Source organism: Chryseobacterium sp. SIMBA_038 (genome assembly GCF_046535115.1).
Taxonomy (GTDB): domain Bacteria; phylum Bacteroidota; class Bacteroidia; order Flavobacteriales; family Weeksellaceae; genus Chryseobacterium.
In genome coordinates this window covers 107,998-133,493 of the sequence record NZ_JAWRXH010000007.1, presented here as the reverse complement: position 1 = coordinate 133,493, position 25,496 = coordinate 107,998, and the positions used below count along the sequence as shown (strand labels likewise).

Genomic DNA, 25,496 nt, shown 5'->3' with positions numbered 1-25,496 from the left:
AATTAGAATGAAAAAAATACTATTTTGCCTTTTAGTTGGAGCTTCATTTGTTTCACAATCTTGTATCAATGATAATGAAAGTCCTATTTCAGTATCTCCAATTGAGGGAGCTATTGCTGATCCTACAGTAGGTGGTGCGACGCAGCCTAATCAGGTTTGGATTGATTTAAGTGAAATTGATCCGAGTACTAAAGGGCCCGTACAAAAATTAACGAAAAGAACAGATTGGGATCTTGCATTTTATTCAGGAAGCAGTTTCAAGGTAGTTTTGAATTCATCAATTATGATTGCTGCAGGAAAAATCCCAAGTGCTACAGATATCGATCAGGTTACAGAAGCTAATGTAGCTACTTTAAAAACTCAGGTTCAGGTTGCAAATTTCAATCCTGCAAACGAAGTTTATATTGATAATGTTAAAGGTAATTTTCCTACAGATTATACAGCAATTGAAGATGTAAAAGCAGTCGATTCTGAAAATGCCATCTATTTGGTAAACATGGGAAAAGAAATTTTCACAGGTGCAGTTCCGGTAGGTTCGGTTTCAACAGGTGGTGACAGCAGAGGGTGGATGAAAGTTCAGGTTGTAAGATCTGGAGACGGTTACAAAGTGAAATATGCAGAAGTAGGCGCAACCACTCATAAGGAATTGATTATTGCAAAAAACGCAACTTACAATTATAATTTTGTGAGTTTAAAGAATAATAAAGAAGTATTTATTCAGCCTGAAAAAAAGAAATGGGATATCTGTTTTACGGTATTTACTAACATTATTACAGGTGCGGGAAGTTATATTTATGCAGATTTTGTAACTCACAATAACGTTGGCGGAGTTGGAGCATATGAAGTAGTCGTTACTTCGGGTTCAGGCGTGGAAGCTTACAATAATTTTAAAGCTTCAAATATCGATCAGTCTAAATTTATCTATAACGATCAGAGAATAATCGGATCAAATTGGAGAAATCCAGTTGGTACAAACGGATTAGAAGTATACGGAGATCGTTTCTATGTTATTAAAGATACAGATGGGTATTACTTTAAATTGAGATTTACAAGATTAACCAATAGCACTACTGGTGAGCGTGGTTTCCCTCAGTTTGAATACAAGCCTTTATAAAATAAATCAAATAATAGTATATCATGAAAAAATTCATTCTTGCAGCTTCTGTGCTTGTTGCAGTGTATTCTTGCAAAAAAGAAGAAGGTGCTAAAAAAGAAAATTCTACAGAAGTAAGTTCTGAAACTCCAAAATCTAATAATAAAATCGTTACTCTAAACGGAGGAATTACAGAAATTGTAAGCGCTCTGGGTCACGAAAAAGAAATCGTAGGAACAGACGTTACAAGTACATATCCTGAATCTTTGAAAGCTACAGCTAAAGATCTAGGTCATGTAAGATCAATGACGATCGAGCCGATCATGGCGGTGTCTCCAACATTAATTTTGGCTTCTGATAAAGATATCAACCCGGATTTAATGGGTAAAATCAAGTCTTCTGGAATTAAAACTGAAGTCTTCAAACAAGAATTTACTGTTGATGGAACTAAAAAATTAATCGCTGAGGTTGCTAAAGCAATCGGTAACACAGATTATCAAAAATTAAATGATAAAATTGATGCTGATTTAAAACAAGTTCAGCCAATTGCTAAAAAACCAAAAGTATTGTTCATCTACGCAAGAGGAAATATGTTGATGGTTTCAGGTACAAAAACTCCAATGGACGCATTAATCGGTCTTGCAGGAGGTGAAAATGCGGTGAAAGATTTTGAAGATTTCAAACCATTAACTCCGGAAGCAGTTGTTAAAGCTAACCCAGACGTATTATTCTTCTTCTCAAGCGGATTACAAGGTGCCGGAGGAAACGAAGGTGCATTGAAAATGCCGGGTGTTTCACAAACAAACGCTGGTAAAAACAAAAAGATCATTGCTATGGATGGAGGCCTGGTTTCAGGTTTCGGACCAAGATTAGGAGAGGCCGCTGTTGGATTAAACAAATTATTAATTGAAAGCACAAAGTAAACTATACTTTTATCTTACTATAAGTGCCCTATTGCTGGTTATTCTGGCAATTGTGGCACTTTATATTGGCGTTTACGACTTCAATGGTGTTTCGCCATTTACGGTATTAAGTCAGTTCATTAAAGGTGATCCCAACTTAGCGTTAAGCGATAAATATGTAATCTGGGACGTGAGAGCATCCAGAATTATTATGGCGATCCTGGTAGGAAGCATGCTTGCTGTTTCGGGGACAACTTTGCAGGGATTGTTTAAAAATCCTTTGGCGACCGGTGAGGCAATCGGTTTAACTTCCGGAGCAACGTTACTTGCGGCAATTGCCATTGTTTTAGGAGGGCATTTCAAACAATATCTTCCTGAGATGGTACAATTTTCATTAGTAGGTATCTCAGCTTTTGTGGGAGCTTTATTAGCGATGATGTTGGTGTACAGGATTTCCACAAGTGCCGGAAAAACAAACGTTGTCATGATGTTGTTAAGCGGTGTTGCCATTACATCGATCGGATTTTCGATTACCGGATTTCTGATTTATATTTCAAAAGATGAACAGCTGAGAGATCTTACCTTTTGGAATATGGGAAGTCTTGCAGGAGCAACTTGGACTAAAAATATAGTTTTAACCGTAGTTTTAATTATTTCTTACACCATTTTGCTTCCAAAAGGGAAAGCTTTAAATGCAATGATGTTAGGTGAAAAAGATGCACAGCATTTAGGAATAAATGTAGAAAGACTGAAAAAGCAGATTGTAATTATCACTTCTTTAATGGTGGGAACATGTGTTGCATTTTCAGGGACGATTGGGTTTGTAGGTCTTATTGTACCTTATATTTTAAGGCTTTTATTTAAATCGAATTATGTTTTCATTTTACCACTGTCAGCGGTTCTGGGAAGTATTTTACTGTTGATTGCCGACACTTTCAGCAGAAGTATTGTAGCACCATCAGAGTTGCCGATCGGTATTTTAACTTCATTGATTGGTGGACCTATTTTTATTGCTATTTTAATTAAATTCAAAAAATCATTGTAATGATAAAGGCGCATCAAATCAGTTATAAACATAAAGAATTCCATATTTTGGATGGGGTTGATGTCTCTTTGGATTATGGTGAATTTTTAGCAATTGTTGGTCCGAACGGAGCCGGAAAATCAAGCTTATTGAGCGTTCTGGCGAATGAAGTGAAATCAAAACAAAAGATAGTATTTAAAGATAAAAACCTGAACGACTGGGAGGTAAGAGAACTTTCAAAACATAAGGCGAAATTTTCTCAACACAACAGCAACGATATTACGCTTGAAGTAAAAGATGTCGTTATGATGGGAAGATATCCTTATTTTGATGCTCAGCCAAGACAGGAAGACATAGACGCTACCAACGACAGAATGCATGAAACCGAAGTTTTTCATTTGAAAGATAGAGAATACAATACTTTGTCGGGAGGTGAAAAACAGCGTGTACATCTTTCGAGAGTAATGGTGCAGTTGGAGAATGAGATCACTCATAAATTGGTTTTTCTTGATGAACCTTTGAATAATTTAGATGTAAAACATCAATACAAAGCATTAGAAATCATTAAAAACTTTACTAAAAATACCAATTCTGCGATTGTTGTTTTGCATGATTTAAATCTTGCGGCTCAGTTTGCAGACAAAATATTATTAATGAAATCTGGAAGGGTAGCAGCATACGGAACACCGGAAGAAGTTTTCACTGCTGAAAATATAAGTGAAGCATACAATTTTCCGTGTACTATTTGCGAACACCCGATTACAAATAACCCAATGATCATTTTTGGATAACCATGGAGAAAGATGAACTGAAAATTCTGGCTCAAAATCTTGCCAATCCGCAGGGAGAAAAAGGTAAAGAGATCGGCGAAATGATGAATGCCACAAACATCAGCATGACATTAGAAAGTATCAAAACGCTTTTAATAGAAGACGATGAACACATTCTTGAAATAGGCCACGGAAATGCCGGACACCTGAAAAGTATTTTGAATGTTGCCAATAATTTAAAATATACAGGAATCGATATTTCTGAAACGATGCAGAATGAAGCTAAAGCTTTAAATAAAGAATTTAAAGATCAGGCCGATTTTATATTGTACGAAGGAAAAAAACTTCCTTTTGAAGATGAGGTTTTCGATAAGATATTTACCGTAAACACCGTCTATTTTTGGGAAGAGCCTGTTGAATTTTTAAATGAAATTTACAGAGTTTTAAAAGATAAAGGAACTTTTGTTCTCACTTTCGGACAAAGAGATTTCATGGAGAAACTGCCTTTCACACAATTCAATTTTAAATTGTATAATACGGATGAAATGGAAGAAACAGTCTCAAAAAGTCATTTTAAAAGAATGAAAATCTCTGAAAAAGAAGAAGAAGTGAAAAGCAAAACAGGAAACGAAACAATAACAAGAAATTATACAGTTTTAACCATAAAAAAATAAAATAATGAGCACATTAGTAAACGATCTAAAAGCAAAATGGGACGCTCTAAAAGCTGAAAACCCGCATTTAAGAATAAGAAATGCTGCTGTAGAGCTGGGCGTAAGCGAAGCTGAATTATTAGCAACAAACATAGGCGAAGGCGTAACCGTTTTGAAGCCGGAATTTAAAGATATTTTAACGGAAGCAGAAAAATTAGGAAAAGTAATGGCTCTTACGCGTAACGACGAGTGCGTTCACGAAAGAAAGGGGACTTATCTTAATGGAGATTTCAGCAGTCCTCATGCACAACTTTTTGTAGGTGAGGATATCGATTTGAGAATTTTCTTGAATCACTGGAAATTCGCTTTCGGAGTAGTAGAAGGTGATAAAAAAAGTCTTCAGTTCTTCGGAAAAGACGGATTGGCTTTACACAAAATCTATTTGACAAAAGACAGCAACGCAGAAGCTTTCGATGCTATTGTTGAAAAATTTAAGGCTGAAGATCAAAATCAGACTTTGGAATTTGAAGTTGTTGCTCCAAAAGCTGAAGAAAAAGCTGATTCTGAAATTGATGTTGAAGGTTTTCAAAAATCTTGGACTGAATTAAAAGATACTCACGATTTCTTCATGATGACAAGAAAATTCGGAGTAAGCAGAACGCAGGCGTTGAGATTGGCTCCAGAAGGTTTTGCTAAAAAAATCGACACAGCTAAAGTAGTTAACGTTCTTGAAGATGCTTCTGAAAAAGGGCTTCCGATCATGATTTTCGTTGGAAACAGAGGAATTATCCAGATCCACACGGGAGAAGTGAAGAAAACACTTTGGCACCAACAGTGGTTCAATGTAATGGATCCTGATTTCAATTTACACCTTGATGTAACGAAAATTACAGAAGCTTGGATCGTTAAAAAACCAACTGAAGACGGTGAAGTAACGGCAATTGAGGTCTTCAACAAAGAAGGTGACTTTATCGTTCAGTTCTTCGGAAAAAGAAAACCCGGAATTCCTGAGTTACAAGAGTGGAAAGACCTTGTAGCAGAATTAGAAAAATAATAATTAGATGATTTTATAAGGCCGTTTTGAAATTTTCAAGGCGGCTTTTTGTTTCATTTAAACACAATTAACACAAATATTTCCTCACAAATCACACTAATTTTTAAAGTTATATTTAATATTATTTGTGATATTTGTGAAAACAATTCGTGACATTAGTGTTTAAAAAATTCATTAAAATTAAATAAAAATGAAAAATATTTTCATAGCCATATTATTGATAAGTTTCAGTGTTATCAATGCTCAAAGCTTCAAAGCATATCAATTTTATGATCAAAAAGGAAAGGAGATCAAGACAGAAAAATTAGTCAAGGAATTAGCTGAATATGATGTTGTTTTCTTTGGTGAAAATCATAACAGTTCGATCAATCATTGGCTTCAATTAAAGATTACTGAAGCTTTATATCAACAGAAAAAGGGTCAGCTTATTTTAGGTGCTGAAATGTTTGAAAGAGATAATCAATCTCAATTAAACCAATATTTAAGCGGAAAATTTGATGCTAAAACATTGAAAGATTCAGCGCGTTTATGGAATAATTATGCAACAGATTACAAACCATTGGTTGATTTCGCAAAAGATAAAAAACTGAATTTCATCGCAACAAATATTCCGAGAAGATATGCTTCTCAGACTTCAAAAGAAGGCTTGGAATCGTTAAATAACCTGACCGCAAAAGAGAAAACTTACATCGCTCAATTACCGATCAAAGTAACATTGGACACTCCGGGTTATCCTGAAATGAAAAAAATGATGGGCGATCATGCAGAAGAAATGAAAGTGATGAATTTTATCTCTGCACAAGCGACAAAAGACGCAACAATGGCTGAATCTATCATGAAAAATATTCAGTCTGGAAAGACATTTATCCATTACAACGGAAATTATCACAGTAAAGAATTTGGCGGAATTTATTGGTATATCAAACAGAAAAATCCAAACCTGAAAATGGCGGTAATCTCTGTTTTTGAATCCGAAGATTCTGAATTGAAAGTTCCCGAGAAAGATTATATTCCAACGAATTTTAATCTGATTATTCCGAGTGATATGACGAAAACTTTTTAAAATACAGTGTTTTAATCAATTGGAACGGGCTTTAGCCCGTTTTTTTATGCATAATGTTTGTCATTCTGAACGAAATAAAATGGAGTGAAGAATCTACTTTACGAATATAGATTCTTCCTTCGTCAGAATGACAAACGCTGTGTTTGAAAGACATTAGCTATATTTGTTTTATAATATTCAAAAATGAAAAAATTATCCTTTCTATTCATACTTTTCATTGGTTTAATTAATGCTCAGAAATTAACTTCAAACGAAATTTCTATCATTAATGAAGGTGATAAAAATTCTGCGTTACCAATTTATCAAACCACTGATGAAAATCAACATAAAACTTTGCTAAGCCTTTCATCAGAAATTGATCCTAAAGATCCAAACACCGCAATTTTGGTTAAAAGAATGAAAGAATCACTGCTTTCAACAGACGGCGGAGTAGGAATTGCCGCACCACAAGTCGGAATTAACCGAAAAGTAATTTGGGTGCAACGTTTTGATAAAGAAGGAGAACCGTTAGAATATTTCCTTAATCCCTTAATTGTCTGGAGATCAGAATTACAGAATCTTGGCCCTGAAGGTGATTTATCGATCCCAGAATTCAGAGATCAGTTTTACAGAAGCAAAGTGATTCAGTTAGAATATGTTGATCTGAAAGGTCAAAAATATTCAGAAATTGTGGAAGGTTTTACAGCGGTGATTTTCCAACATGAAATTGACCATCTTTTCGGAATTTTAATCTCAGATAAAAAGGAAAAAGAGAAAAATAATTCTTATAAACCGGTTGATGCTTATAAGAAAAGTGATTCTATGACGAGATAATGATCATATTTCTTATTTCAAATTTCTTGATTTAATTTCCTTTTCAAGTTCTTTGCTCTCATTTTGGTTTTTTACAATGAAGTAAACGAAAAGTAAGGGCAAGAATGTAACAAATCCGAAACCGTTTTTAACGAAGCTGTAAATTACAATTCCTATTAATACACCAATAATTACAGCATTTATTATATTGCTGGATTTTAGTTGTTTCTTTTTTGCTAATAATTCCTGATCGCTTAATTGGGCAAATTCATTTTCTTTCATTTATCTAAATGTTTAATTGTTTTGGGTTATTTGTTTCTAAATTTTTTTGCTTAAAAAGCTCCATAAAATTAATTCTTTTCCACAGAACAACAATTTTTATTTTCTTCTTTGTATTTAAAAACAAAAAATCTGCTTCGAAAAGAAACAGATTTAATTTATAATGTAAGAAACCGATCTTAGTTATTCGTCACCGAAAGTTTTACTTCGATATTATTTCTTGTAGCGTTAGAATAAGGGCAAATTTCATGAGCTTTTTCAGTAAGAGATTGTGCTTCTTCAATAGAAACTTCAGGAATATTTACATCCAATTCCACTGCAAGACCGAAGCCTCCGTTTTCCAATTGTCCGATACTTATCTGAGCTGTAACAGAAGTTTCGCCCGTTTTTGTTTTTGATAAACTGATCACTCTGTTTAAGGCACTATCAAAACACGCTGAATATCCTGCAGCGAAAAGCATTTCTGGATTTGCGAAATCTTCATTAGCTCCACCAAGCGCTTTTGGCATTCTTACTTCAAGATCAAGAACTCCGTTTTCACTTTTTACCTGTCCGTTTCTGCCACCTTTAGCAGTAACTTTTGTTGTATATAATGTTTTCATTTATTTTTCTATTTTGCTTAATATTTTTTGGATGGTATCTTTAAGCTGAATAAGATCTTCAGGCTCAATACCAATTTTCTGTTGAATCTTTTTTGGAATTTCACATGCTTTTTGCTGCAGTTGTTTTCCGACTTCGGTTAAGAATGCTTCAACCACTCTTTCGTCCTCTTTTTTTCTTTTTCTTACGATAAATCCTTTAGTTTCCAGCCTTTTGAGAAGAGGAGTTAAAGTACCGCTGTCGAGAAATAATTTATCCCCAATATGACTTACAGTAAGTCCATCATTCTCCCAAAGCACCATCATTACGAGGTATTGAGAGTATGTAATATCCAACTCATCAAGAAAAGGCCTGTACAATCCGGTGATCTCTTTTGCAATGACATACAAAGGAAAACAGATTTGGTTTTCCAGTTTTAGCTGTTTTAAATTTTCCATAAGATAAGGTTGAATGAGGTGTTATTTTGTAATGATAAAGTCCTCCATAGGAACTCTAACTTTCTTCATTGTTGAAAGCCAGTCTTTTTCTGCATCTCTGTAACCAAGATATAGGAGGCTTACACTTTTTAAACCTAATTCTTTCAAATTAAGAATTTCATCAACTACTGCATTACTGAAACCTTCCGCAGGAGTACTGTCGATTTTTGATTCGGCAGCCTGAGCCATTGCCAAACCTAATGCAATATAAGTCTGACGCGCCGTGTGTGCAAAATGCTCATCAGGCGTTTGCGCTTCGTACATTTCTTTGATCTTATCGGTATAGCTTCCAAAACGACCTCTTGGTAAATCTCTTACATCGGTATGAAGATCGTAAACTTTATCAATTTTTTCGTTAGAATAGCTGTCCCAAGCGGCAAATACCAACACGTGCGAAGAATCTCTCATTACTTCAGGATTCAACGCTCCCGCAACCATTTTTTCTTTTAGTTCCTGATTTTCTACAACGATAATCTTGAAAGGTTGCAATCCTGATGAAGTAGGAGCCAATCTCGCTGCTTCTAGAATTTTATGTAAATCTTCCTGTGATACTTTTTTAGTTGAATCGTATGCTTTTACTGCATGTCTCCAGTTTAAGTCTTCTATTAATGACATTGTTTGTTCTTATTTTAAAATTATAAGACAAAGGTATGGTGAAATTTAATTGTGTGCAATTTAATTTTGATAAATGCATTTTTGATAGAATCTATAATGTAATTTTTAAAATCTATTTAAAGCATAATGCAAAAAATAAACCCCCATTCTAGAATGAGGGTTTAGGTATTATATTTTTAATCTTTTCGGATTTTGTCTGTTAGAAAAGAATGATAAAATTTCAATATTATTTTTTATTACTCTGTAATACATTGTATTAAACTTAAGTATATTAGCTCGATAAATATTTTTATAGTCCGATTTAGGATAAATAGTTGGATTTTGAGATATTAATTCAATCGTACTTTCAATTTTCACAGCAAGTTACTGAATTTCTTTATCTGTAAAATTATTTTCAAGATATTCAATGGTTTGCTTAAGATCATCTAGCGCATTTTGAGTCCATAAAACACTATAACCACTTTTCATATAATTTTCTTGCGTCAGAATGAGGTTTTAGGTTATGGTTTTCAGAATCAATAATTCCTTTTTCAACAGATGCTTTTTCTTCTTCGGAAATAGTATTCCACCAGTCTTTAGTTTCTTCTTTTCTGAAATTGATTAATTTTTCAATGATAGCCTTATCTTCCAAGGTTGATAACCATTGGATTAATTCGAGTTTTTTATGTAGAATTTGAGCTTCCATTTTAATTTACTATTAATTATAATACTATCAAATTTATTGATTTTATTTTATATGATTTAGAAATTTATTTGAATTTTAATTCTGCTTCAAAAACATCTGCAAAATGCTTTCTAATCTTACCTTTAATATCTTCCATTTCTTCGGGCGTCAGTTCTCTTTCCAATTCTCTTTTTAAAGAAGTCACCTGCTTGTCTTTGATACCACAGGGAATAATATATTCAAAATAACGCATGTCAGTGTTTACATTCAAAGCAAAACCGTGTAATGTTACCCAACGGGAAGCTTTTACACCCATCGCACAGATTTTTCTTGCGTAAGGTTTCCCTACATCCAGCCAAACGCCTGTTTCTCCGGGAGAACGTTCCCCTTTCAAACCGTATTCATTGATTGTTCTGATGATTACTTCCTCAAGATTTCGCATGTATTTGTGAATATCTGTAAAGAAATTTTCAAGGTCTAAAATAGGGTAGCCAACGATCTGTCCGTAACCATGATAGGTAATGTCCCCGCCACGGTTCACTTTCACGAAAGTAGCCTCGATTTCCTTTAATTGATCCATTCCGGCCAGCATATTTTCTTCGTGTCCGCTTTTTCCTAAAGTATACACGTGTGGATGCTCTACCAAAAGTAAGTGATTGGAAGTGGTGATATGTTGTTCAGCAGGTAAATCGCGGTTTTTGATTTTGGTATCAATAATATCTTTCATCAGTTTTTCCTGATAATCCCAAGATGGTTGATATTCTTTTACGCCAAGATCTTCAAATTCTACTACTTTATTCTGATTTGTATTCATGTGTGGATGTCGATTTTCTTGTAATGATATAGAATCAAGATTTTATACCATTTTATTGACATACAAATTTAGTGAATTTTAATTTTTTACGGAATTAATAAAATCTATGGCTTTTATCTTCCAATCTTTATTTTGTAGTAGAATATTTACGAATGCAGTCCCGATAATTCCGCCGTCTGCTTTTTCAGTGACGTTTTCGAAATCTTGCTTTGATTTTATTCCAAAACCAATCATGACAGGATTTTTTAATGGGAGAGAAGCTAATCTTGAGAGATAATCTTCATTTTTTAATACAGTATTTTCATTTCCTGTTGTTGATGAGGAGCTTACCGCGTATAAAAATCCTGAACTTAAAGAATCGAGATATATAATTCTTTCGTCAGAAGTTTCGGGAGTTACCAAAAATGTGAAATTCAGATTGTATTTTTCTAAAATTTTCTGATAATTTTTTTCGAATTCAATAGGCGGAAGATCTGGTATAATTAATCCCGAAACACCGCTTTCTGAACATGCTGCACAGAAGTTTTCAAATCCAAAACTTAAAACAGGATTGATATATCCCATTAAAATTACCGGAATTTTGATTTCATTTTTAATCGATTTTAACTGTGATAAAAGTTTTTCGATGGTCATTCCGTTTTTTAAAGCCAGTTCATGAGCTTTTTGGATGACAGGTCCGTCTGCAACAGGGTCAGAATAGGGCATTCCGATTTCCATCATATCTGCTCCGGCGTCCTGGATAAGTTTTATAATATCAGCGGTATCTTCCAATTGTGGAATTCCTGCTGTGAAGTATATGTTTAGTTTTTTCATTTAAATTGTTTAAAAAATTAAAGAAAAATGAGTTTTTAAATTAAAATTTCATTTCCTGAAAGTTCTTTGAACTGACAAAAGTTGTTTTGGATTCTACCTTGCGATCCGGCTTGAACGGAGCTCTTTTTACGAAGTAAAAAAGCGGGAGTGGAAGACGGAATTTATCGCCAAAATCAACTTATAAATTCTTCAAATACGTCTCCATATCCTTGTCTCCACGGCCACTCAGGCAGATGACAACAATATCATTTTCGTTGAGTTTTTTCTTGTCTAAAACTGCCAAAGCGTGAGCACTTTCCAATGCGGGAATGATGCCTTCTAATTTTGTCAGTTCGAAAGCACATTTTAAGGCTTCATCATCATTAATACTGAAAAATTCAGCACGTTTTTCCTTGAATAAATGTGCATGAAAAGGCCCAATTCCAGGATAATCCAATCCTGCGGAAATAGAGTGGGGTTCGATAACCTGCCCGTCATCCGTTTGCATCACCAAGCTTTTGCTTCCGTGTAAAACGCCTAAAGTTCCCAGAAAAGTGGTTGCTGCCGACTTTCCTGAATTGACTCCTAAACCTCCGGCTTCTGCGGCGATAATTTTTACATTTTCTTCATTTACAAAATGGTAAAAAGTTCCTGCTGCATTGCTTCCACCGCCAACACATGCAATGACATAATCGGGATTTTGTCTTCCGATTTGCTCGTTAAGCTGTTCTCTGATTTCTTTTGAAATAATACTCTGAAATCTCGCAACCAAATCCGGAAAAGGGTGCGGACCGACCACACTTCCAATCACATAATGAGTGGTTACGGAATTGTTGATCCAGTCTCTTAATGCTTCATTTACAGCATCTTTTAAGGTCTTTGATCCTGATGTTGCGGGAATAACTTCTGCTCCCAACATTTTCATTCTGGCAACATTCGGAGCTTGTCTTTGAATATCGATTTCACCCATGTAAACGATGCATTCCAAGCCCAACAAAGCACATGCTGTAGCGGTGGCAACGCCGTGTTGACCGGCTCCGGTTTCGGCAATAATTCTGGTTTTTCCCAAGCGTTTTGCCAGTAAAACCTGTCCCAAAGCATTGTTGATTTTATGCGCTCCGGTATGATTAAGATCTTCTCTTTTTAGATAGATTTTGGTATTGTATTTCTGACTTAAATTCTTAGCAAAATAAAGTGGAGTAGCACGTCCGACATAGTTTTTCAGCAGATCCTGATATTCAGTCTGAAAATCTTCCGATTCTATGATTTTGAGGTAGTTTTTTTGCAATTCTTCCACATTTGGATAGAGCATTTCAGGGATGAAAGCTCCTCCAAATTCTCCGTAATATCCATTTTTATCAGGATTTTTATAGTCCATTTTCTTCTTCTTTTTATTGTATTAAATAAGCATTGTTTTCGGAACTTAACTGATTTAAAAGTTCCTTTTTCTCGTCAGATAGATGAAAAATTAAAATATCGTCATCATCGGATGGTATCCATTCAGAGCCGCTTTTTTCTTTGATGGCTTTGGCTTTATCATGCAAAATATTGATGTTACATTTGTCATAGAAAGGTCTTAATTCAGACAAACAAAAACCGATACTTTCCAGATTTCTTTCGATAACATTATCAATAATATACTTGATTAATTCTTTACCATATCCTTTTTTCTCTTGTGCAGAAACCAGTCCAACAGCTTCTGAAAAATGGTATTTTTTATTAGAAATTTCTAAAATAAAATCAAAATTAAGACGCATAAGGACTCCTATTTTTCCCTCAGAATCAATAAGAAAATGGAATTCAGAGTCCTTAAAAAATGAACAGAAATAGGAAGGTTCCATAGAATCCCATTCTGAAATATCCCAAAGATTTAATATAATTTTTATTTCATTTTCTGTTAATTCCTCAGGTTTTTTAATTTGATATTTCATCTTTTAATCGATTAATAAATTCAATGTTGTAATTGTATTGTTGTTTGGTGATCAGTTTTTTATGGTGTAATAAATTAATTTTACCAATCAGATCAATTAAAGTAATCATATCCAATTTTGAATTGTACATTGTAATCGCAATCTCGAGACTGTCAATTAAAAAGTAGGAATCAAAATTTTCATACAGTAAAAATATTTTAGCATAAATGTTTCCAAAATCGTAGGTTACATTCGATTTTACTCTATTATCTAGAAATTTATCAGAAATAATAACAAGATAATAGCTGTTCCATAAATTGATTGTGTCAAAAAAGTGTTGTGTATCTTTTTCATCATAAATTTTAATGATGTTGATAAAATCCGTTAATAATCCATCAAGCTCCCAATGCTCAAAATTATTGTCATTTTTAGATACAAAATTGTACAAAGCCTGAACTCTTTCGTTTTCAAACTTTGGCGGAAATAATCTTTTATAGAAATTTTTTCTTATTAAATTTATGTTTATCATTTTTTTGTTTTTTCTCTTAAAGAGTCCCAAAGGGACGATTTAATAAAGCATAGGATGCAATCCTATAATATATATCCAATTCAAATATTAATCCCACAAATATTTTTCATCATACTGTATTCTGTGTTTTTCTAATATTCCAATCATTTCATCTTTGAAGCTTTGATTCTGATGATGCTCCCGCTGATTTTTAATATAATGAATTGTAGGAAAAATACTTTTTTCACTTACTGAAAATGCTCCGTAACCTTCCTACCAAAAGAAGTCTTCATATCTTTTTCCTTTTGTTTTTATCCATTTTGATGAATGTGATTTGATTTCCTGAACTAATTTCATTAAAGCAATTTTTCTCGAAAGTAAGCAGAGAATATGGATATGATTATCCGTTCCTCCAATTTGCAATGCACTACTTTCAAAGTCTTTGCATATTATAGCAATGTAGGAAAATAATTCTTTTTCTATTTTTTCATCAATAAAATCGTTCCTATATTTTGTGCTGAAAATAATATGGACATAATTTTTAACTAATGATTGTGGCATTTGTTTGTGCTCTTTTATTAATTTGTTTGTGTTTTTTATTAATTGGACTTTATCCAATTCTCTGTTAAATCGTCCCTTTGGGACTCTTTCTAGTATAGGCTTTTAAATTTTTTAATCTTTTCAACATCCTTAATTCCAGCTTCCAATTCAAACTTAGAATTAATATCTAAAGCGAAAGGCTTTTGGTTTAAAATTTTAATATCATTTATGTTTTCTTCTGAAATTCCGCCACTTAAAAAATAGGGAAGTGAAATTTCAAATTCATTTAATAAACTCCAGTCAAACTGTTTTCCTGTTCCTCCAAAAGCTTTGCTGTCTGTATCAAAAAGTAAATAATTGCTGGTTTTCAGTTGTCGGTTGATGGTTTCCTGAATGCTACTTGCACCTTCCAGTTTCTCACTTCCAATTCTTATAACTTTTATAATTCCAATTTCAGGATTCAATTTGTCTTTTAATTCTGAAATAAAATTTTCGCTTTCATCGCCGTGAAGCTGTATAAAATTCAGATTTGCTTTTTGTACTATCTCAATTATTGTTTCTAAATCTTCATTCACAAAAACGCCAACTTTCCCATGATGGTCTACTTTTGAAATGTCTTCTAAAGTCAAATGATTCAAAACATATCTTGGTGACTTCTCGTAAAAAATAAAACCAAGAAAATCTGTATTCATGGAAATTAATTCCTGAATCTGATCCAATTTTGTTAATCCGCAGACTTTAAGCTTTGATTTCATCATTATGTTTTCAAATTACTTTGTAACCACATTAATAAATTCTTCAAACGTATTTGCAGGGTTTTTATTTTTCATGAAATATTCGCCCATTAAAAATCCGTCAAACCCTTTTTCCTTTAAATAGTTGAAATCTTCAATTGTATAAATTCCACTTTCTGCGACGGATAAAACGTCTTTTGGAAGTAAGTTTTTTAAGTTCACAGAATGCTGTAAATCAACCTTAAAATCTTTTAAATTTCTGTTGTTAATTCCAACCAGATCAATTTTTGAATTAAAATGATTAAGCTCTTCTTCGGTATGAATTTCCAATAGAACTTCTAACCCTAATTCATGAGATAATTCTGCAAATTGCTGAACCTGATTAACTGATAGGCAAGAAGCTATCAATAAAATAACATCAGCTCCCATACTTTTTGCTTCGTAAAACTGATATTCATCCACCATGAAATCTTTTCGTAAAATTGGAATATTGATATGATTTCTTACACTTAAAATATCTTCAAAACTTCCCCCGAAAAAATCTTTATCCGTCAGAATTGAAATTCCGCTCGCACCAAATTTTTCATACGCTGAAACTACTTCCAAAGGCAAAACCTGATCGTTAATAATTCCTTTTGATGGAGATTGTCTTTTAAACTCGGCAATAATTCCGGTTTTACTTTTTACAGATTCTTTTAATGAAAAAGTTTTTCTTCCAAAAAACTCGGAGTCTTTTAATTCTTCAATAGAAATTTTTGATTTTGAAGCTGTAATTTCTTGCCTTTTTCTTTCTATGATTTTGTCTAATATCGTCATCATTCTACATTTTAAAGATGATTACTCCAACAACAACTCCAAGCTTTTCAATGCTTTTCCACTTTCTAAACTTTCCTGCGCTAGTAAAAGACAGTCGTCATAACTTCCGAATTTTTTGGTGTGATTTAAGGCAACAGCAGCATTAGCTAAAATCACGGAATTTTGCTGTTTTGTTCCTCTTCCTTCCAAAATATCTCTAAAAATCCTCGCAGATTCCTGAGTTGTTTCCCCAGCTTTTATGCTTTCCTGGGAAATGGAATCAAAACCGAGATCTTCCGTTGAATAAATTTCTTCCCCATTTTTAGTGATAATTTTGGTGTCGTGGGTTAAACTTATTTCATCATATCCGTCTAAACTGTGAACCAAAATGAAATCTCGCTCATCTTTTTGCAACAGATATTGATAAATTCGGGCAATTTCAAGATTATAAACACCAATCATTGAAAATTGTGGCTTAGCAGGATTTACCAACGGTCCCAACAAATTGAAAAATGTTCTCAAACCTAAAGATCTTCTCAATGCTCCGACTGACTGTAGAGCAGGGTGGAAATAGGGTGCATGCAAAAAGCAAATATTGGCTCTTTCAAGATCTTTATTCAACATGTCGGAATCATTTTTAAAAATATAACCAAGTTCCTCCATCACATTGGAAGATCCTGTAGTTGTAGATGCTCCGTAATTACCATGTTTAGTCACTTTTTGACCAGCTCCGGCTATCACAAAACTTGCTAAAGTTGAGATATTGATGGTGTTTTTACCATCACCTCCGGTTCCAACGATATCTATTGCGTCATTGGCATCCAGATTTACGGTAGCCGCCATTTGTAACAAAGCTTCTCTGAAACCTTCCAATTCCTTCAAAGTAATATTTCTCATCAGAAAAACACTGATAAAAGCAGTTACTTCAATCACATTGAATTTATTTTGAGCGATCTCAATCATAATTGCCTTAGCTTCGGATTTTGATAAGGTGTGATGATTGAACAGGTATTCCAGGATTTCTTTCATTTGTGGGATTTTTATGGTTGATGGAATTTCTATTGTTTTCAATTTAAAAGGAAATTTTTAATGATAGCTTCTCCGTCTGGAGTTAAAATACTTTCGGGATGGAACTGAACACCATGCACATCATAGGTTTTATGTTGTAATGCCATGATCATTCCGTCTTTGTCTACTGCGGTAATTTCCAGTTCTTGCGGGAAATTTTTGGGATCAACAGCCCAACTGTGATATCTTCCGACTGCCAAACCGCTTGGTATATTTCTAAAAAGTTTAGTGTCATTTTTCACTAATTCTGCCGAAGTTGCCACACCGTGAAAAATTTCTGAAAGATTAATTAAACTTCCACCAAAAGCTTCTGCAATTGCCTGCTGACCAAGGCAAACACCCAAAATACTTTTTGTAGGAGCATATTCTTTAATAACATCTAATAAAATACCTGCCTCTTCGGGAATTCCCGGGCCTGGAGAAAGTATTATTTTATCATATTTATTTATTTCTTCAAGCGAAATTTGATCATTTCTTACCACATCAACTTTTTGATCTAAAACTCTTTCGATGATCTGAACGAGGTTGTAAGTAAAGCTGTCGTAATTGTCGAAAACTAAAATTTTAGTTTGTTGTTCTTTATTGTTATCCATTTTTGTTGCTTGTTTTTAATTAGAAACTATTAACTAATTTTTCAGCTTTCTCAACTGCTTTTTTCAGGGCGTTCAGTTTATTGTTGACTTCTTCCAACTCACTTTCTGGGTTTGATTTTGCAACCAATCCGGCTCCGGCCTGATAATATAAGGTATTGTTTTTGCTTAAAAAGGTTCTGATCATGATAGCTTGATTACAATCACCATTCAACCCGATCATTCCGATGCAGCCACCGTAATATCCTCGGGAATCTTTTTCGTATTTATTGATTAATTGTAACGCTTTGTGTTTCGGGGCACCGCTTAAAGTACCCTGTGGGAAAGTGGTGGCAACCATTTCGAATGGATTTGTATTTTCAGGTAAATCGGCGGTAACTTCGCTTACCATGTGTATAACGTGTGAAAAAAGCTGGATTTCTTTTAATTTGGTAACGGTTACGTTTTTCCCTAGTTTTCCCAAATCATTTCTCGCTAAATCTACCAACATTGTGTGTTCTGCATTTTCTTTAGCATCAGCTTTTAATTCTTCAATGGATTGAAGATCAGTTTCAAAATGTCCGGTTCTTTTGAATGTTCCTGCAATTGGGTGAATAATTGCTTTGTTATTTTTGATAATTAATTGACTTTCAGGGCTTGATCCGAATAATTTATAATTTCCATAATCAAAAAAGAATAAATAAGGTGAAGGATTAATATTCCTCAAAGCGCGATAAACATTGAATTCATCTCCCTGAAATTTCTGTTCAAATCTTCTGCTCAATACCAATTGGAAAACGTCTCCTCTCATGCAGTGTTTCTGAGCCGTTTTTACTAATTCAAGGTATTCTTCATTAGTAATATTGGAAGTTTCTGCACCATTTTTTTTGAAAGGATAAACGACAGAATTTTGATTTTTAATGATGCTTTCCAATAAATAAAGTTCAGATTTTACACCTTCAATCTGATTTTCGATAATATACATTTCATCATTATAATGATTGATGGCAATCACATATTGATACAGTCTGTAGCGAAGAATCGGGATCTCAACTTCAGGACTTTGAGCTTTAAAATTGACATTTTCAAAAAACTGAACTGCTTCAAAACTTGTATATCCAAAAAGGCTTTGAGCGGTTTGTTCAACCGGATCATTTGTTTTTTCGCATTCGAAAATTTTAGTAAAATCTTCAAAAACATCTGCAACTTTATGTTCTATAATGAATTGTTTGACAGGCTCCTGTCTTGGAAGTTTTATTTCAAATTCATTAAGATTTTTTATTTCGATTCCCGCCACAGCATTGATGGCGATGAATGAAAAGTTATTATCAATATTCTTAGAATCAGAACTTTCCAAAAGAATAGTATCCCTGAACTTATCACGAAGCTGCAGATAAATATTCATGGGTGTTTTCAGATCTCCCAGCGTTTTTTTGGAAACGGTTTTTATCTTTATTTTTTTGTTAAACATTTGCAGTTTTATTTTTTTGAATTGATTGTAAATAAAAAAAGACTTCAACGAAAATCGTCAAAGTCTTATATATTGTAGTATATTATTCCGGCTGTTGATTTAGCAACATGATAATAACTTCAGACCCGACGAAGAGTTTGAAAGCCACCACCAATTGTTATTGCTCGTATTAAACATATGACAAATGTAAATATTTTTTTTAATATAGAAATCAAAAAAAGAGAAAATAAAAAAACTTAAAATATTATTTGTTAATTCAATTTTGATTTAAACTATAATTATGTCAAGCTTTCAAAGAGATTTTATGTAAAAATATTTCTGTGTGATCAATTGTTTATTATTAATTGACTTAATAAAAAGCTTCCGAAAAAAAATATCTTTTAAACTGGGTGCTTGTCATGAGTTTAAAAGTTTATTTTTTATATTTTTGCTTCAAATTAGAAAACAATGAAAAAAGTATTAGCAATTGCATTTATCGGAAGTTTATTCGTAGTAAACTGTTCTAAAAAAACTGACCATTCTTTACAAGACAGCAACACAATGCTAGAAGAGCCAACTGCACCAGCTGTAGCTGCTGACTCTACGGCTAAACCTGCTGCTGCTCCAGCTGTAACACCTGCTCCTGAAGCTGCTAAAACAGATTCTACAGCGAAAAAATAATGAAAAAACTGTTTTTGACAGGTTGTGTAAGTTTATTTATATTTTCCTGTTCTAAAAAAGAAACTCCATCAGTTGACGCCACGTCTTCTGAAACAACTGCTGTTTCAGAACCTTCAAAAACTAATCTTTCCGGTGATCAGATCATCGAAACTTTGGATTGTTCGGGATGTCACGCAGTGAATGAGAGAATGATAGGACCTTCTTATAAGGAAATAGCAGAGAAATATTCTCAAAAAGATATTGAACTGCTGGCTTCTAAGATTATAGAAGGTGGAAGCGGAGTTTGGGGAGGTGTTCCAATGTCGCCCCATCCACAGGTGTCTAAAGAAGATGCTAAAAAGATGGTAGAATATATTTTAAGTCAGAAAAAATAAATATGACTACTGAAAAACTCAGTCTGCACGCAAGAAATCTGCATCGTGATCCTTATGATTTTGATAAGCTAATTTCCTGCGTGCCAGAGCTGAAACAGTACGTTTTTATTAATGCTTATCAAACGGTAACCATTAATTTTAGTATTCCAAAGGCGGTTAAATTACTCAATAAAGCCTTATTATCACACTTTTATCAAGTTCAGAATTGGGATATTCCTGATGCTAATCTTTGTCCGCCCATTCCCGGAAGAGCAGATTATGTACATTATATTGCCGATTTATTAGCCGAGGAAAAAAAAGAAATTCCAACAGGAGTTTCTGTAAACGGTTTGGATATTGGAACAGGAGCCAATCTTGTTTATCCTTTAATTGCCAACAAATCTTATGGTTGGAAAATGTTGGGAACAGACATCAATAAAGATTCTTTAGAAAATGCCCAACAGATTTTAGATCATAATCCGGATTTATCATCAGTTATTCAATTAAAACAACAGCCGGATTCTCATTTTATCTTTAAAAATATTTTAGGTTTAAAAGATAAATTTATGTTTTCTATGTGTAATCCTCCTTTTCATGATTCTGAAGAATCGGCGATGAAAGGAAATATCAGGAAAACAAAAAATATCAGCAAATCGAAAAAGCAAAAACCTCTTCTCAATTTTGGAGGACAACAATCTGAACTGTGGTGTGAAGGCGGCGAAATGGCTTTTATTTCAAAAATGATTGAGGAAAGTGTTCTCTATTCCTCACAAATTCTATGGTTTACATGTTTGGTTTCTAAAAAAGATAATTTACATAAACTAACTTTGCTTTTAAAGAAAGTTAAAGTTGTAGATTTCAAAACGATTGATATGGCTCAAGGTCAAAAAATTAGCAGGATTTTGGCTTGGACATTTATTCCTCAGCAAAATCGTAAAGACTGGTTATAATGTTAATTATAGTTTTATAAAAAAAAATATGATTGATATTTAAATAATTGATAATCAATAATTATCTCCACAAATAAATTCCCTGCGGAGTAAATTCCCAATTTCTAATTGAAAATTCGCCATTATATTTATAAATTTCTGAGAAAAGGCATTGACCATCAATTCTAAAATCACTAATTTTGCACGTTATTTTAAATAATTACAATGCAATTATCAGAACAAGAAATCATTAGACGAGAAAAGCTTACAAAGCTTGGTGAAATGGGGATTAATGCATTCCCTGCGGATGAATATACAATCACAGACACTACTGAGTCTATAAAACAGGATTTCTCTGAGAATAAACAGGTGAAGATCGCTGGTAGATTGATGTCCCGCAGAATTCAAGGGAAGGCTTCTTTTGCTGAATTGCAGGATTCTACAGGTAAAATTCAGGTATATTTCAACAGAGACGAAATCTGTACAGGAGAAGATAAAACTTTATATAATGAAGTGTACAAACACCTTTTAGACATCGGTGATATTATCGGTATTGAAGGAGATTTGTTTACAACTCAGGTTGGCGAGAAGACAGTTTTGGTTAAAAATTTTACGCTTCTTACTAAAGCTTTACGTCCGCTTCCTCAGGCTAAAACTGATGAAAATGGAGTCGTGCATGATGCATTTAACGATGCTGAACTAAGATACAGACAGCGTTATGTAGATTTAATTGTGAATCCTAACGTAAAGGAAACTTTCGTAAAGAGAACAAAAATGTATACTGCAATGCGTCAGTTTTTCAATGATGCAGGTTATATCGAAGTTGAAACTCCGGTTTTACAGGCTATTCCTGGTGGAGCAGCGGCAAGACCTTTCATTACGCATCACAATGCTTTAGACATTCCTTTATATATGAGAATTGCTAATGAATTATATCTGAAAAGATTAATCGTTGGTGGTTTTGACGGTGTTTATGAATTCTCTAAAAACTTCAGAAATGAAGGGATGGACAGAACTCACAATCCGGAATTTACAGTAATGGAAATCTATGTTGCCTACAAAGACTATTATTGGATGATGGATTTCACCGAAAAAATGATAGAACATTGTGCAATAGCTGTGAACGGAACTACAAAAGCAAAATTTGGTGATCAGGAAATTGATTTCAAAGCACCATATGCTAGAGTTTCAATGACGGAGGCTATTCAGAAATATACTGGTTTTGATATTACTGGAAAATCCGAGCAGGAATTGTTCGATTTTGCTAAATCTATCGGAATTGAGGTGAACGAAACAATGGGTAAAGGAAAATTAATTGATGAAATTTTTGGTGAAAAATGCGAAGGAAACTTCATTCAGCCAACTTTCATTACAGATTATCCTGTAGAGATGTCACCTTTAACCAAGAAACACAGAAGTCAGGAAGGTCTTACTGAGCGTTTTGAATTAATGGTTTGTGGTAAAGAAATTGCGAATGCTTATTCGGAATTAAATGACCCGATTGATCAGAGAGAACGTTTTGAAGATCAGTTAAAATTAGCAGCAAAAGGTGATGATGAAGCAGGTCAATTTATCGACGAAGACTTCTTAAGAGCATTAGAATATGGTATGCCACCAACTTCCGGAATGGGAATCGGTATGGACAGATTAATTATGTTCTTAACAAATAATGCATCTATTCAGGAAGTATTATTCTTCCCTCAAATGAAGCCTGAAAAAGCAGTTGTTCAAATTGAATTGGGAGAAGATGAAAATGCAATCCTAGATATTTTAAAAACTCAGGAAGAAGCATTTTCTTTAGCTGAAGTGAAAGAAAAAAGCAAACTTTCCGGTAAGAAATGGGATAAAGCTTCTAAAGTTTTAACTAAAAACAATTTGGTGAAAGTTGAGAAGATTGATGAAAATGTTTTCATGAAATTATTTTAAAACTAACTAAATCATATAATAGACTGTCGAAAGGCAGTCTTTTTTTATTGATATACTTCAAAATATTGTTATTTTTGTAAAATAATTATAGCCATGAGACAAATTTATTACTTTATTCTTTTTGTAGTTTTTAATGTCCAATATGTTAATGCCCAGTATGTTGGTCCTGATCCTAATTTTGCCCAGATAATAGGTGTTGCAAGCAATAAAATTGTTTTTTCAAAAAGCGGAAATATTTATGCAGGGAATTATAGCAATAACAATATTACACGATATCTACCTAATGGAACTATTGATTCTAGTTTTGGAAATAGTGGAGCAATATCTCCTTCTCAATCTATATCTTTTAGAGAAGAAAATGGAACTGATCTTTATTTATCATCAAGTAATAAGGTTTTAAAGTATAATTTTAACGGCACATCCAATAATAGTTTCGGAAATAATGGAGAATGTATTTTAAATATACCAGATAATGGATTAATTGTAGGATTAATTGTTAATAATGATAAATCAATGTACGTTAAAACATCATCTACATCGGGATATAATCTTTTTAAAGTTCTTCCATCAGGTGTTGTCGACAATGTATTTGGTGTGAAAAACTTTGGAACTTCAAATATTAATTTGTCAAAAACAAATGATAATACATTGATCGTTTCTCATGCCACTGCTAATGCTAGTGAATATAAATTAATTAAATACACACCCCAAGGCGATCTGGATACGACTTTTGGAAATCAGGGAATTTTGATTTTGCCATATACTGTTTCTGTAACAAATTATAGAGTTGGAGTTATTGTAAATAGTTTGAATGAAATAATAACAAGACAAGTTGGGGAAATAAGAAAATATAACATAAATGGGAATTTAGATAATTCTTTTGGAAATAATGGGATATTTTCTATTTCATCGATAACTAATATAACTCTCAGTGCAGAAGACACAGATTTTGATGTTGATAAAAATAATAAAATTTTATTTTTTTCCTTTACATACGCAGGTGATCACAAGCAGTTTATTGCGAGAATCAATAATAATGGTACTCCTGACAATACATTTAATGCAAATGGAACGCAGCCTTATTACTTAAGCCCTCCTGATTGGACTGTTAATTGGAGTACTTTACAATATTGTAAAGCAACAGATGATGAAAAATATAATTGCATTACTAATAAGCGCTTAGGTTTAGCGAGTTATCAACAAAATATTATAAAATTTACGAGTAATTTCTCGGCTTCTTTATCTACTACGGAAGTTGATCGTAAAAACTTAGAAATTTACCCAAATCCTGTTTCAGATATTTTAAATATTAAATTAAATTTCAATGAAAAACTCCAAAAAATCAATATCTATTCTATGGATGGCAGATTAGTATTCACAGGAGCAAATGAAAAAAGTAATATAGGATTTTTATCTGCCGGAGATTATATTTTGGAAGTAAAAACCAATAAAAATACTTACAATAAAAAGTTATTAAAAAAATAAACAAATTTTTTAATTATAAAAACAGAATTCCTGAAATTGTTTTTCAGGAATTTTTTTTGTTTGTATAAACTATAAACTTATATTTCTCGTTTTTAAGAAAACTTAAATTGATGAAATTCATTCTATTTTGGCTCTTGCTTTTCTCTTTCATCGGGATTAATGCGCAAATGCTCACATCAGTTTATTTTGTGCATAACAGTTCTGAACTAAATGATGAATCTAAAAAGAAATTGGATAGTCTGGCTCAGTTAAAAACCAATCTCACATTCAGAGTTTTTGGAAATTGTGATCCTTCGGGAAGCATTGGATATAACAAGGTTTTATCTGAAAAGAGAGCAAATACAGTCAGTAAATATTTACAGGAAAAAATTGGAAATAATATCAATTTGAAAAGTACTGTTGGTTTAGGTGATGAAAAACAGATCAATGATAGCAGTACAGAAGAGTTGCGAGGTAAAAACAGAAGAGTGGATATATTTATTGAACAGGGACAAGAAATTTCACAGAAAGAATTTCCTAGTTTTCTGAATACAAACATTTCACAAATGAAAGTAAAAGAAACGTTTTCGCTGCCCAACGTTAATTTTATTGGAAACCGTCATATCTGGCTTCCAAACGGCAACGAAAGTGTTAAGCAGCTTTTCAAAATAATGAAAGACAATCCGACCTTAGAGATTGAATTGCAAGGTCATATTTGCTGTGATTACGAAAACTTTGATGGTAAGGATATTGATTTGGGAACCTTTAATCTATCCTGGACGAGAGCTAATGCAATTAAAGAATATTTACAAATGCAAGGAATAGATTCTAGCAGAATAAGAGCTGTAGGACTTGGTCATCTTAATCCTTTAATTTACCCTGAACGTACGGAAAATGATCGTATTAAGAATAGGAGAGTGGAGGTTATGTTGCTTAAAAAATAGAATTCAAATAAAAAAACCGCCAAATATTGACGGT

Annotated in this window: 30 protein-coding genes; 14 read left to right on the top strand and 16 right to left on the bottom strand. The window is 33.2% G+C overall.

Annotation, left to right across the window (positions count from 1 at the left end):
- The first annotated feature begins 7 nt into the window (after positions 1-7).
- From SB689_RS18170 to SB689_RS18135, 8 genes are all read left to right on the top strand, one after another.
- Positions 8-1,114, top strand: coding sequence for an HmuY family protein (locus SB689_RS18170; protein WP_410693509.1), 1,107 nt, complete (start codon positions 8-10; stop codon positions 1,112-1,114).
- A 23-nt stretch (positions 1,115-1,137) separates the two neighbouring features.
- Positions 1,138-2,016, top strand: a complete 879-nt coding sequence (locus tag SB689_RS18165) for a hemin ABC transporter substrate-binding protein (RefSeq protein WP_410693508.1) — start codon at positions 1,138-1,140, stop codon at positions 2,014-2,016.
- On the top strand, positions 2,000-3,040 hold the full coding sequence (locus SB689_RS18160; protein WP_066750645.1) for a FecCD family ABC transporter permease: 1,041 nt from the start codon (positions 2,000-2,002) through the stop codon (positions 3,038-3,040). Before SB689_RS18165 ends, SB689_RS18160 begins: the two co-directional genes overlap by 17 nt.
- Positions 3,040-3,810, top strand: coding sequence for a heme ABC transporter ATP-binding protein (locus SB689_RS18155; RefSeq protein ID WP_066750643.1), 771 nt, complete (start codon positions 3,040-3,042; stop codon positions 3,808-3,810). The genes SB689_RS18160 and SB689_RS18155 overlap by 1 nt, the downstream gene beginning before the upstream one ends.
- Before the next feature lie 2 nt (positions 3,811-3,812).
- Positions 3,813-4,463 (top strand): class I SAM-dependent methyltransferase, encoded by a 651-nt coding sequence (locus tag SB689_RS18150; protein ID WP_410693507.1) that lies wholly within the window; start codon positions 3,813-3,815, stop codon positions 4,461-4,463.
- 4 nt (positions 4,464-4,467) lie between these two features.
- Positions 4,468-5,496: a hemin-degrading factor gene (locus tag SB689_RS18145; RefSeq protein ID WP_410693506.1), complete on the top strand. Its 1,029-nt coding sequence runs from the start codon at positions 4,468-4,470 to the stop codon at positions 5,494-5,496.
- 190 nt (positions 5,497-5,686) lie between these two features.
- The gene (locus SB689_RS18140; protein WP_410693505.1) at positions 5,687-6,559 is read left to right on the top strand and encodes a ChaN family lipoprotein; all 873 of its coding nucleotides are present in this window, start codon (positions 5,687-5,689) and stop codon (positions 6,557-6,559) included.
- Positions 6,560-6,742: 183 nt separating this feature from the next.
- Positions 6,743-7,372: a peptide deformylase gene (locus SB689_RS18135; RefSeq protein WP_410693504.1), complete on the top strand. Its 630-nt coding sequence runs from the start codon at positions 6,743-6,745 to the stop codon at positions 7,370-7,372.
- Positions 7,373-7,384: 12 nt separating this feature from the next.
- Here the strand turns inward: SB689_RS18135 and SB689_RS18130 are convergent, their stop codons facing one another.
- From SB689_RS18130 to SB689_RS18055, 16 genes are all read right to left on the bottom strand, one after another.
- Positions 7,385-7,633 (bottom strand): FUSC family protein, encoded by a 249-nt coding sequence (locus SB689_RS18130; RefSeq protein WP_410693503.1) that lies wholly within the window; start codon positions 7,631-7,633, stop codon positions 7,385-7,387.
- A 176-nt stretch (positions 7,634-7,809) separates the two neighbouring features.
- Entirely contained in the window at positions 7,810-8,232 is a 423-nt protein-coding gene (locus tag SB689_RS18125) for an organic hydroperoxide resistance protein (RefSeq protein WP_410693502.1), read from the bottom strand.
- Positions 8,233-8,667 (bottom strand): MarR family winged helix-turn-helix transcriptional regulator, encoded by a 435-nt coding sequence (locus tag SB689_RS18120; protein WP_410693501.1) that lies wholly within the window; start codon positions 8,665-8,667, stop codon positions 8,233-8,235.
- Between the two features lie 21 nt (positions 8,668-8,688).
- Positions 8,689-9,321 carry an NAD(P)H-dependent oxidoreductase gene (locus SB689_RS18115; RefSeq protein ID WP_066750613.1) on the bottom strand — a complete coding sequence of 211 codons (633 nt, stop codon included), beginning with the start codon at positions 9,319-9,321 and terminating at the stop codon, positions 8,689-8,691.
- A 451-nt stretch (positions 9,322-9,772) separates the two neighbouring features.
- Positions 9,773-10,006 carry a hypothetical protein gene (locus SB689_RS18110; protein WP_410693500.1) on the bottom strand — a complete coding sequence of 78 codons (234 nt, stop codon included), beginning with the start codon at positions 10,004-10,006 and terminating at the stop codon, positions 9,773-9,775.
- Positions 10,007-10,070: 64 nt separating this feature from the next.
- Entirely contained in the window at positions 10,071-10,799 is a 729-nt protein-coding gene (gene lipB / locus SB689_RS18105) for a lipoyl(octanoyl) transferase LipB (protein WP_410693499.1), read from the bottom strand.
- 78 nt (positions 10,800-10,877) lie between these two features.
- Positions 10,878-11,612, bottom strand: coding sequence for a tryptophan synthase subunit alpha (gene trpA / locus SB689_RS18100; RefSeq protein ID WP_410693498.1), 735 nt, complete (start codon positions 11,610-11,612; stop codon positions 10,878-10,880).
- 178 nt (positions 11,613-11,790) lie between these two features.
- Entirely contained in the window at positions 11,791-12,969 is a 1,179-nt protein-coding gene (gene trpB / locus SB689_RS18095) for a tryptophan synthase subunit beta (RefSeq protein ID WP_410693497.1), read from the bottom strand.
- A 13-nt stretch (positions 12,970-12,982) separates the two neighbouring features.
- Entirely contained in the window at positions 12,983-13,522 is a 540-nt protein-coding gene (locus SB689_RS18090; RefSeq protein ID WP_410693496.1) for a hypothetical protein, read from the bottom strand.
- On the bottom strand, positions 13,506-14,030 hold the full coding sequence (locus tag SB689_RS18085) for a hypothetical protein (protein ID WP_410693495.1): 525 nt from the start codon (positions 14,028-14,030) through the stop codon (positions 13,506-13,508). The genes SB689_RS18090 and SB689_RS18085 overlap by 17 nt, the downstream gene beginning before the upstream one ends.
- A gap of 252 nt (positions 14,031-14,282) precedes the next feature.
- On the bottom strand, positions 14,283-14,570 hold the full coding sequence (tnpA, locus tag SB689_RS18080; RefSeq protein WP_410693494.1) for an IS200/IS605 family transposase: 288 nt from the start codon (positions 14,568-14,570) through the stop codon (positions 14,283-14,285).
- A gap of 89 nt (positions 14,571-14,659) precedes the next feature.
- Complete coding sequence (locus tag SB689_RS18075; RefSeq protein WP_410693597.1) at positions 14,660-15,304, bottom strand: phosphoribosylanthranilate isomerase; 645 nt, start codon at positions 15,302-15,304, stop codon at positions 14,660-14,662.
- A gap of 15 nt (positions 15,305-15,319) precedes the next feature.
- Complete coding sequence (gene trpC / locus SB689_RS18070) at positions 15,320-16,099, bottom strand: indole-3-glycerol phosphate synthase TrpC (protein ID WP_410693596.1); 780 nt, start codon at positions 16,097-16,099, stop codon at positions 15,320-15,322.
- Positions 16,100-16,120: 21 nt separating this feature from the next.
- Positions 16,121-17,107 (bottom strand): anthranilate phosphoribosyltransferase, encoded by a 987-nt coding sequence (gene trpD / locus SB689_RS18065; RefSeq protein ID WP_410693493.1) that lies wholly within the window; start codon positions 17,105-17,107, stop codon positions 16,121-16,123.
- Between the two features lie 38 nt (positions 17,108-17,145).
- Positions 17,146-17,739, bottom strand: coding sequence for an anthranilate synthase component II (locus SB689_RS18060; RefSeq protein ID WP_410693492.1), 594 nt, complete (start codon positions 17,737-17,739; stop codon positions 17,146-17,148).
- 19 nt (positions 17,740-17,758) lie between these two features.
- The gene (locus tag SB689_RS18055; protein ID WP_410693491.1) at positions 17,759-19,186 is read right to left on the bottom strand and encodes an anthranilate synthase component I family protein; all 1,428 of its coding nucleotides are present in this window, start codon (positions 19,184-19,186) and stop codon (positions 17,759-17,761) included.
- 447 nt (positions 19,187-19,633) lie between these two features.
- Here SB689_RS18055 and SB689_RS18050 point away from each other — a divergent pair, with 447 nt between their 5' ends.
- The 6 genes from SB689_RS18050 to SB689_RS18025 all read left to right on the top strand — a co-directional run bounded on the left by SB689_RS18050 (position 19,634) and on the right by SB689_RS18025 (position 25,462).
- The gene (locus tag SB689_RS18050; RefSeq protein WP_410693490.1) at positions 19,634-19,846 is read left to right on the top strand and encodes a hypothetical protein; all 213 of its coding nucleotides are present in this window, start codon (positions 19,634-19,636) and stop codon (positions 19,844-19,846) included.
- Entirely contained in the window at positions 19,846-20,220 is a 375-nt protein-coding gene (locus SB689_RS18045; protein ID WP_410693489.1) for a c-type cytochrome, read from the top strand. Before SB689_RS18050 ends, SB689_RS18045 begins: the two co-directional genes overlap by 1 nt.
- Positions 20,221-20,222: 2 nt before the next feature.
- The gene (gene rlmF, locus SB689_RS18040) at positions 20,223-21,149 is read left to right on the top strand and encodes a 23S rRNA (adenine(1618)-N(6))-methyltransferase RlmF (protein WP_410693488.1); all 927 of its coding nucleotides are present in this window, start codon (positions 20,223-20,225) and stop codon (positions 21,147-21,149) included.
- 204 nt (positions 21,150-21,353) lie between these two features.
- Complete coding sequence (lysS, locus tag SB689_RS18035; protein WP_410693487.1) at positions 21,354-23,054, top strand: lysine--tRNA ligase; 1,701 nt, start codon at positions 21,354-21,356, stop codon at positions 23,052-23,054.
- A gap of 93 nt (positions 23,055-23,147) precedes the next feature.
- Positions 23,148-24,539, top strand: a complete 1,392-nt coding sequence (locus tag SB689_RS18030) for a T9SS type A sorting domain-containing protein (RefSeq protein ID WP_410693486.1) — start codon at positions 23,148-23,150, stop codon at positions 24,537-24,539.
- A gap of 110 nt (positions 24,540-24,649) precedes the next feature.
- Complete coding sequence (locus SB689_RS18025) at positions 24,650-25,462, top strand: OmpA family protein (RefSeq protein ID WP_410693485.1); 813 nt, start codon at positions 24,650-24,652, stop codon at positions 25,460-25,462.
- The last annotated feature ends 34 nt before the right edge of the window (positions 25,463-25,496 follow it).

What these genes read in the sequence shown, in the direction of transcription:
- trpC (WP_410693596.1), bottom strand. Translation starts at nt 16,099, where the DNA reads ATGACGATATTAGACAAAATCATAGAAAGAAAAAGGCAAGAAATTACA.
- SB689_RS18055 (WP_410693491.1), bottom strand. Translation starts at nt 19,186, where the DNA reads ATGTTTAACAAAAAAATAAAGATAAAAACCGTTTCCAAAAAAACGCTG.
- SB689_RS18125 (WP_410693502.1), bottom strand. Translation starts at nt 8,232, where the DNA reads ATGAAAACATTATATACAACAAAAGTTACTGCTAAAGGTGGCAGAAAC.
- SB689_RS18075 (WP_410693597.1), bottom strand. Translation starts at nt 15,304, where the DNA reads ATGAAATCAAAGCTTAAAGTCTGCGGATTAACAAAATTGGATCAGATT.
- SB689_RS18150 (WP_410693507.1), top strand. Translation starts at nt 3,813, where the DNA reads ATGGAGAAAGATGAACTGAAAATTCTGGCTCAAAATCTTGCCAATCCG.
- trpB (WP_410693497.1), bottom strand. Translation starts at nt 12,969, where the DNA reads ATGGACTATAAAAATCCTGATAAAAATGGATATTACGGAGAATTTGGA.
- tnpA (WP_410693494.1), bottom strand. Translation starts at nt 14,570, where the DNA reads ATGCCACAATCATTAGTTAAAAATTATGTCCATATTATTTTCAGCACA.
- SB689_RS18165 (WP_410693508.1), top strand. Translation starts at nt 1,138, where the DNA reads ATGAAAAAATTCATTCTTGCAGCTTCTGTGCTTGTTGCAGTGTATTCT.
- SB689_RS18090 (WP_410693496.1), bottom strand. Translation starts at nt 13,522, where the DNA reads ATGAAATATCAAATTAAAAAACCTGAGGAATTAACAGAAAATGAAATA.
- SB689_RS18145 (WP_410693506.1), top strand. Translation starts at nt 4,468, where the DNA reads ATGAGCACATTAGTAAACGATCTAAAAGCAAAATGGGACGCTCTAAAA.
- lipB (WP_410693499.1), bottom strand. Translation starts at nt 10,799, where the DNA reads ATGAATACAAATCAGAATAAAGTAGTAGAATTTGAAGATCTTGGCGTA.
- SB689_RS18140 (WP_410693505.1), top strand. Translation starts at nt 5,687, where the DNA reads ATGAAAAATATTTTCATAGCCATATTATTGATAAGTTTCAGTGTTATC.
- SB689_RS18060 (WP_410693492.1), bottom strand. Translation starts at nt 17,739, where the DNA reads ATGGATAACAATAAAGAACAACAAACTAAAATTTTAGTTTTCGACAAT.
- SB689_RS18115 (WP_066750613.1), bottom strand. Translation starts at nt 9,321, where the DNA reads ATGTCATTAATAGAAGACTTAAACTGGAGACATGCAGTAAAAGCATAC.
- trpA (WP_410693498.1), bottom strand. Translation starts at nt 11,612, where the DNA reads ATGAAAAAACTAAACATATACTTCACAGCAGGAATTCCACAATTGGAA.
- SB689_RS18155 (WP_066750643.1), top strand. Translation starts at nt 3,040, where the DNA reads ATGATAAAGGCGCATCAAATCAGTTATAAACATAAAGAATTCCATATT.
- rlmF (WP_410693488.1), top strand. Translation starts at nt 20,223, where the DNA reads ATGACTACTGAAAAACTCAGTCTGCACGCAAGAAATCTGCATCGTGAT.
- SB689_RS18045 (WP_410693489.1), top strand. Translation starts at nt 19,846, where the DNA reads ATGAAAAAACTGTTTTTGACAGGTTGTGTAAGTTTATTTATATTTTCC.
- SB689_RS18030 (WP_410693486.1), top strand. Translation starts at nt 23,148, where the DNA reads ATGAGACAAATTTATTACTTTATTCTTTTTGTAGTTTTTAATGTCCAA.
- SB689_RS18085 (WP_410693495.1), bottom strand. Translation starts at nt 14,030, where the DNA reads ATGATAAACATAAATTTAATAAGAAAAAATTTCTATAAAAGATTATTT.
- SB689_RS18025 (WP_410693485.1), top strand. Translation starts at nt 24,650, where the DNA reads ATGAAATTCATTCTATTTTGGCTCTTGCTTTTCTCTTTCATCGGGATT.
- SB689_RS18170 (WP_410693509.1), top strand. Translation starts at nt 8, where the DNA reads ATGAAAAAAATACTATTTTGCCTTTTAGTTGGAGCTTCATTTGTTTCA.
- SB689_RS18050 (WP_410693490.1), top strand. Translation starts at nt 19,634, where the DNA reads ATGAAAAAAGTATTAGCAATTGCATTTATCGGAAGTTTATTCGTAGTA.
- lysS (WP_410693487.1), top strand. Translation starts at nt 21,354, where the DNA reads ATGCAATTATCAGAACAAGAAATCATTAGACGAGAAAAGCTTACAAAG.
- SB689_RS18135 (WP_410693504.1), top strand. Translation starts at nt 6,743, where the DNA reads ATGAAAAAATTATCCTTTCTATTCATACTTTTCATTGGTTTAATTAAT.
- trpD (WP_410693493.1), bottom strand. Translation starts at nt 17,107, where the DNA reads ATGAAAGAAATCCTGGAATACCTGTTCAATCATCACACCTTATCAAAA.
- SB689_RS18120 (WP_410693501.1), bottom strand. Translation starts at nt 8,667, where the DNA reads ATGGAAAATTTAAAACAGCTAAAACTGGAAAACCAAATCTGTTTTCCT.
- SB689_RS18110 (WP_410693500.1), bottom strand. Translation starts at nt 10,006, where the DNA reads ATGGAAGCTCAAATTCTACATAAAAAACTCGAATTAATCCAATGGTTA.
- SB689_RS18130 (WP_410693503.1), bottom strand. Translation starts at nt 7,633, where the DNA reads ATGAAAGAAAATGAATTTGCCCAATTAAGCGATCAGGAATTATTAGCA.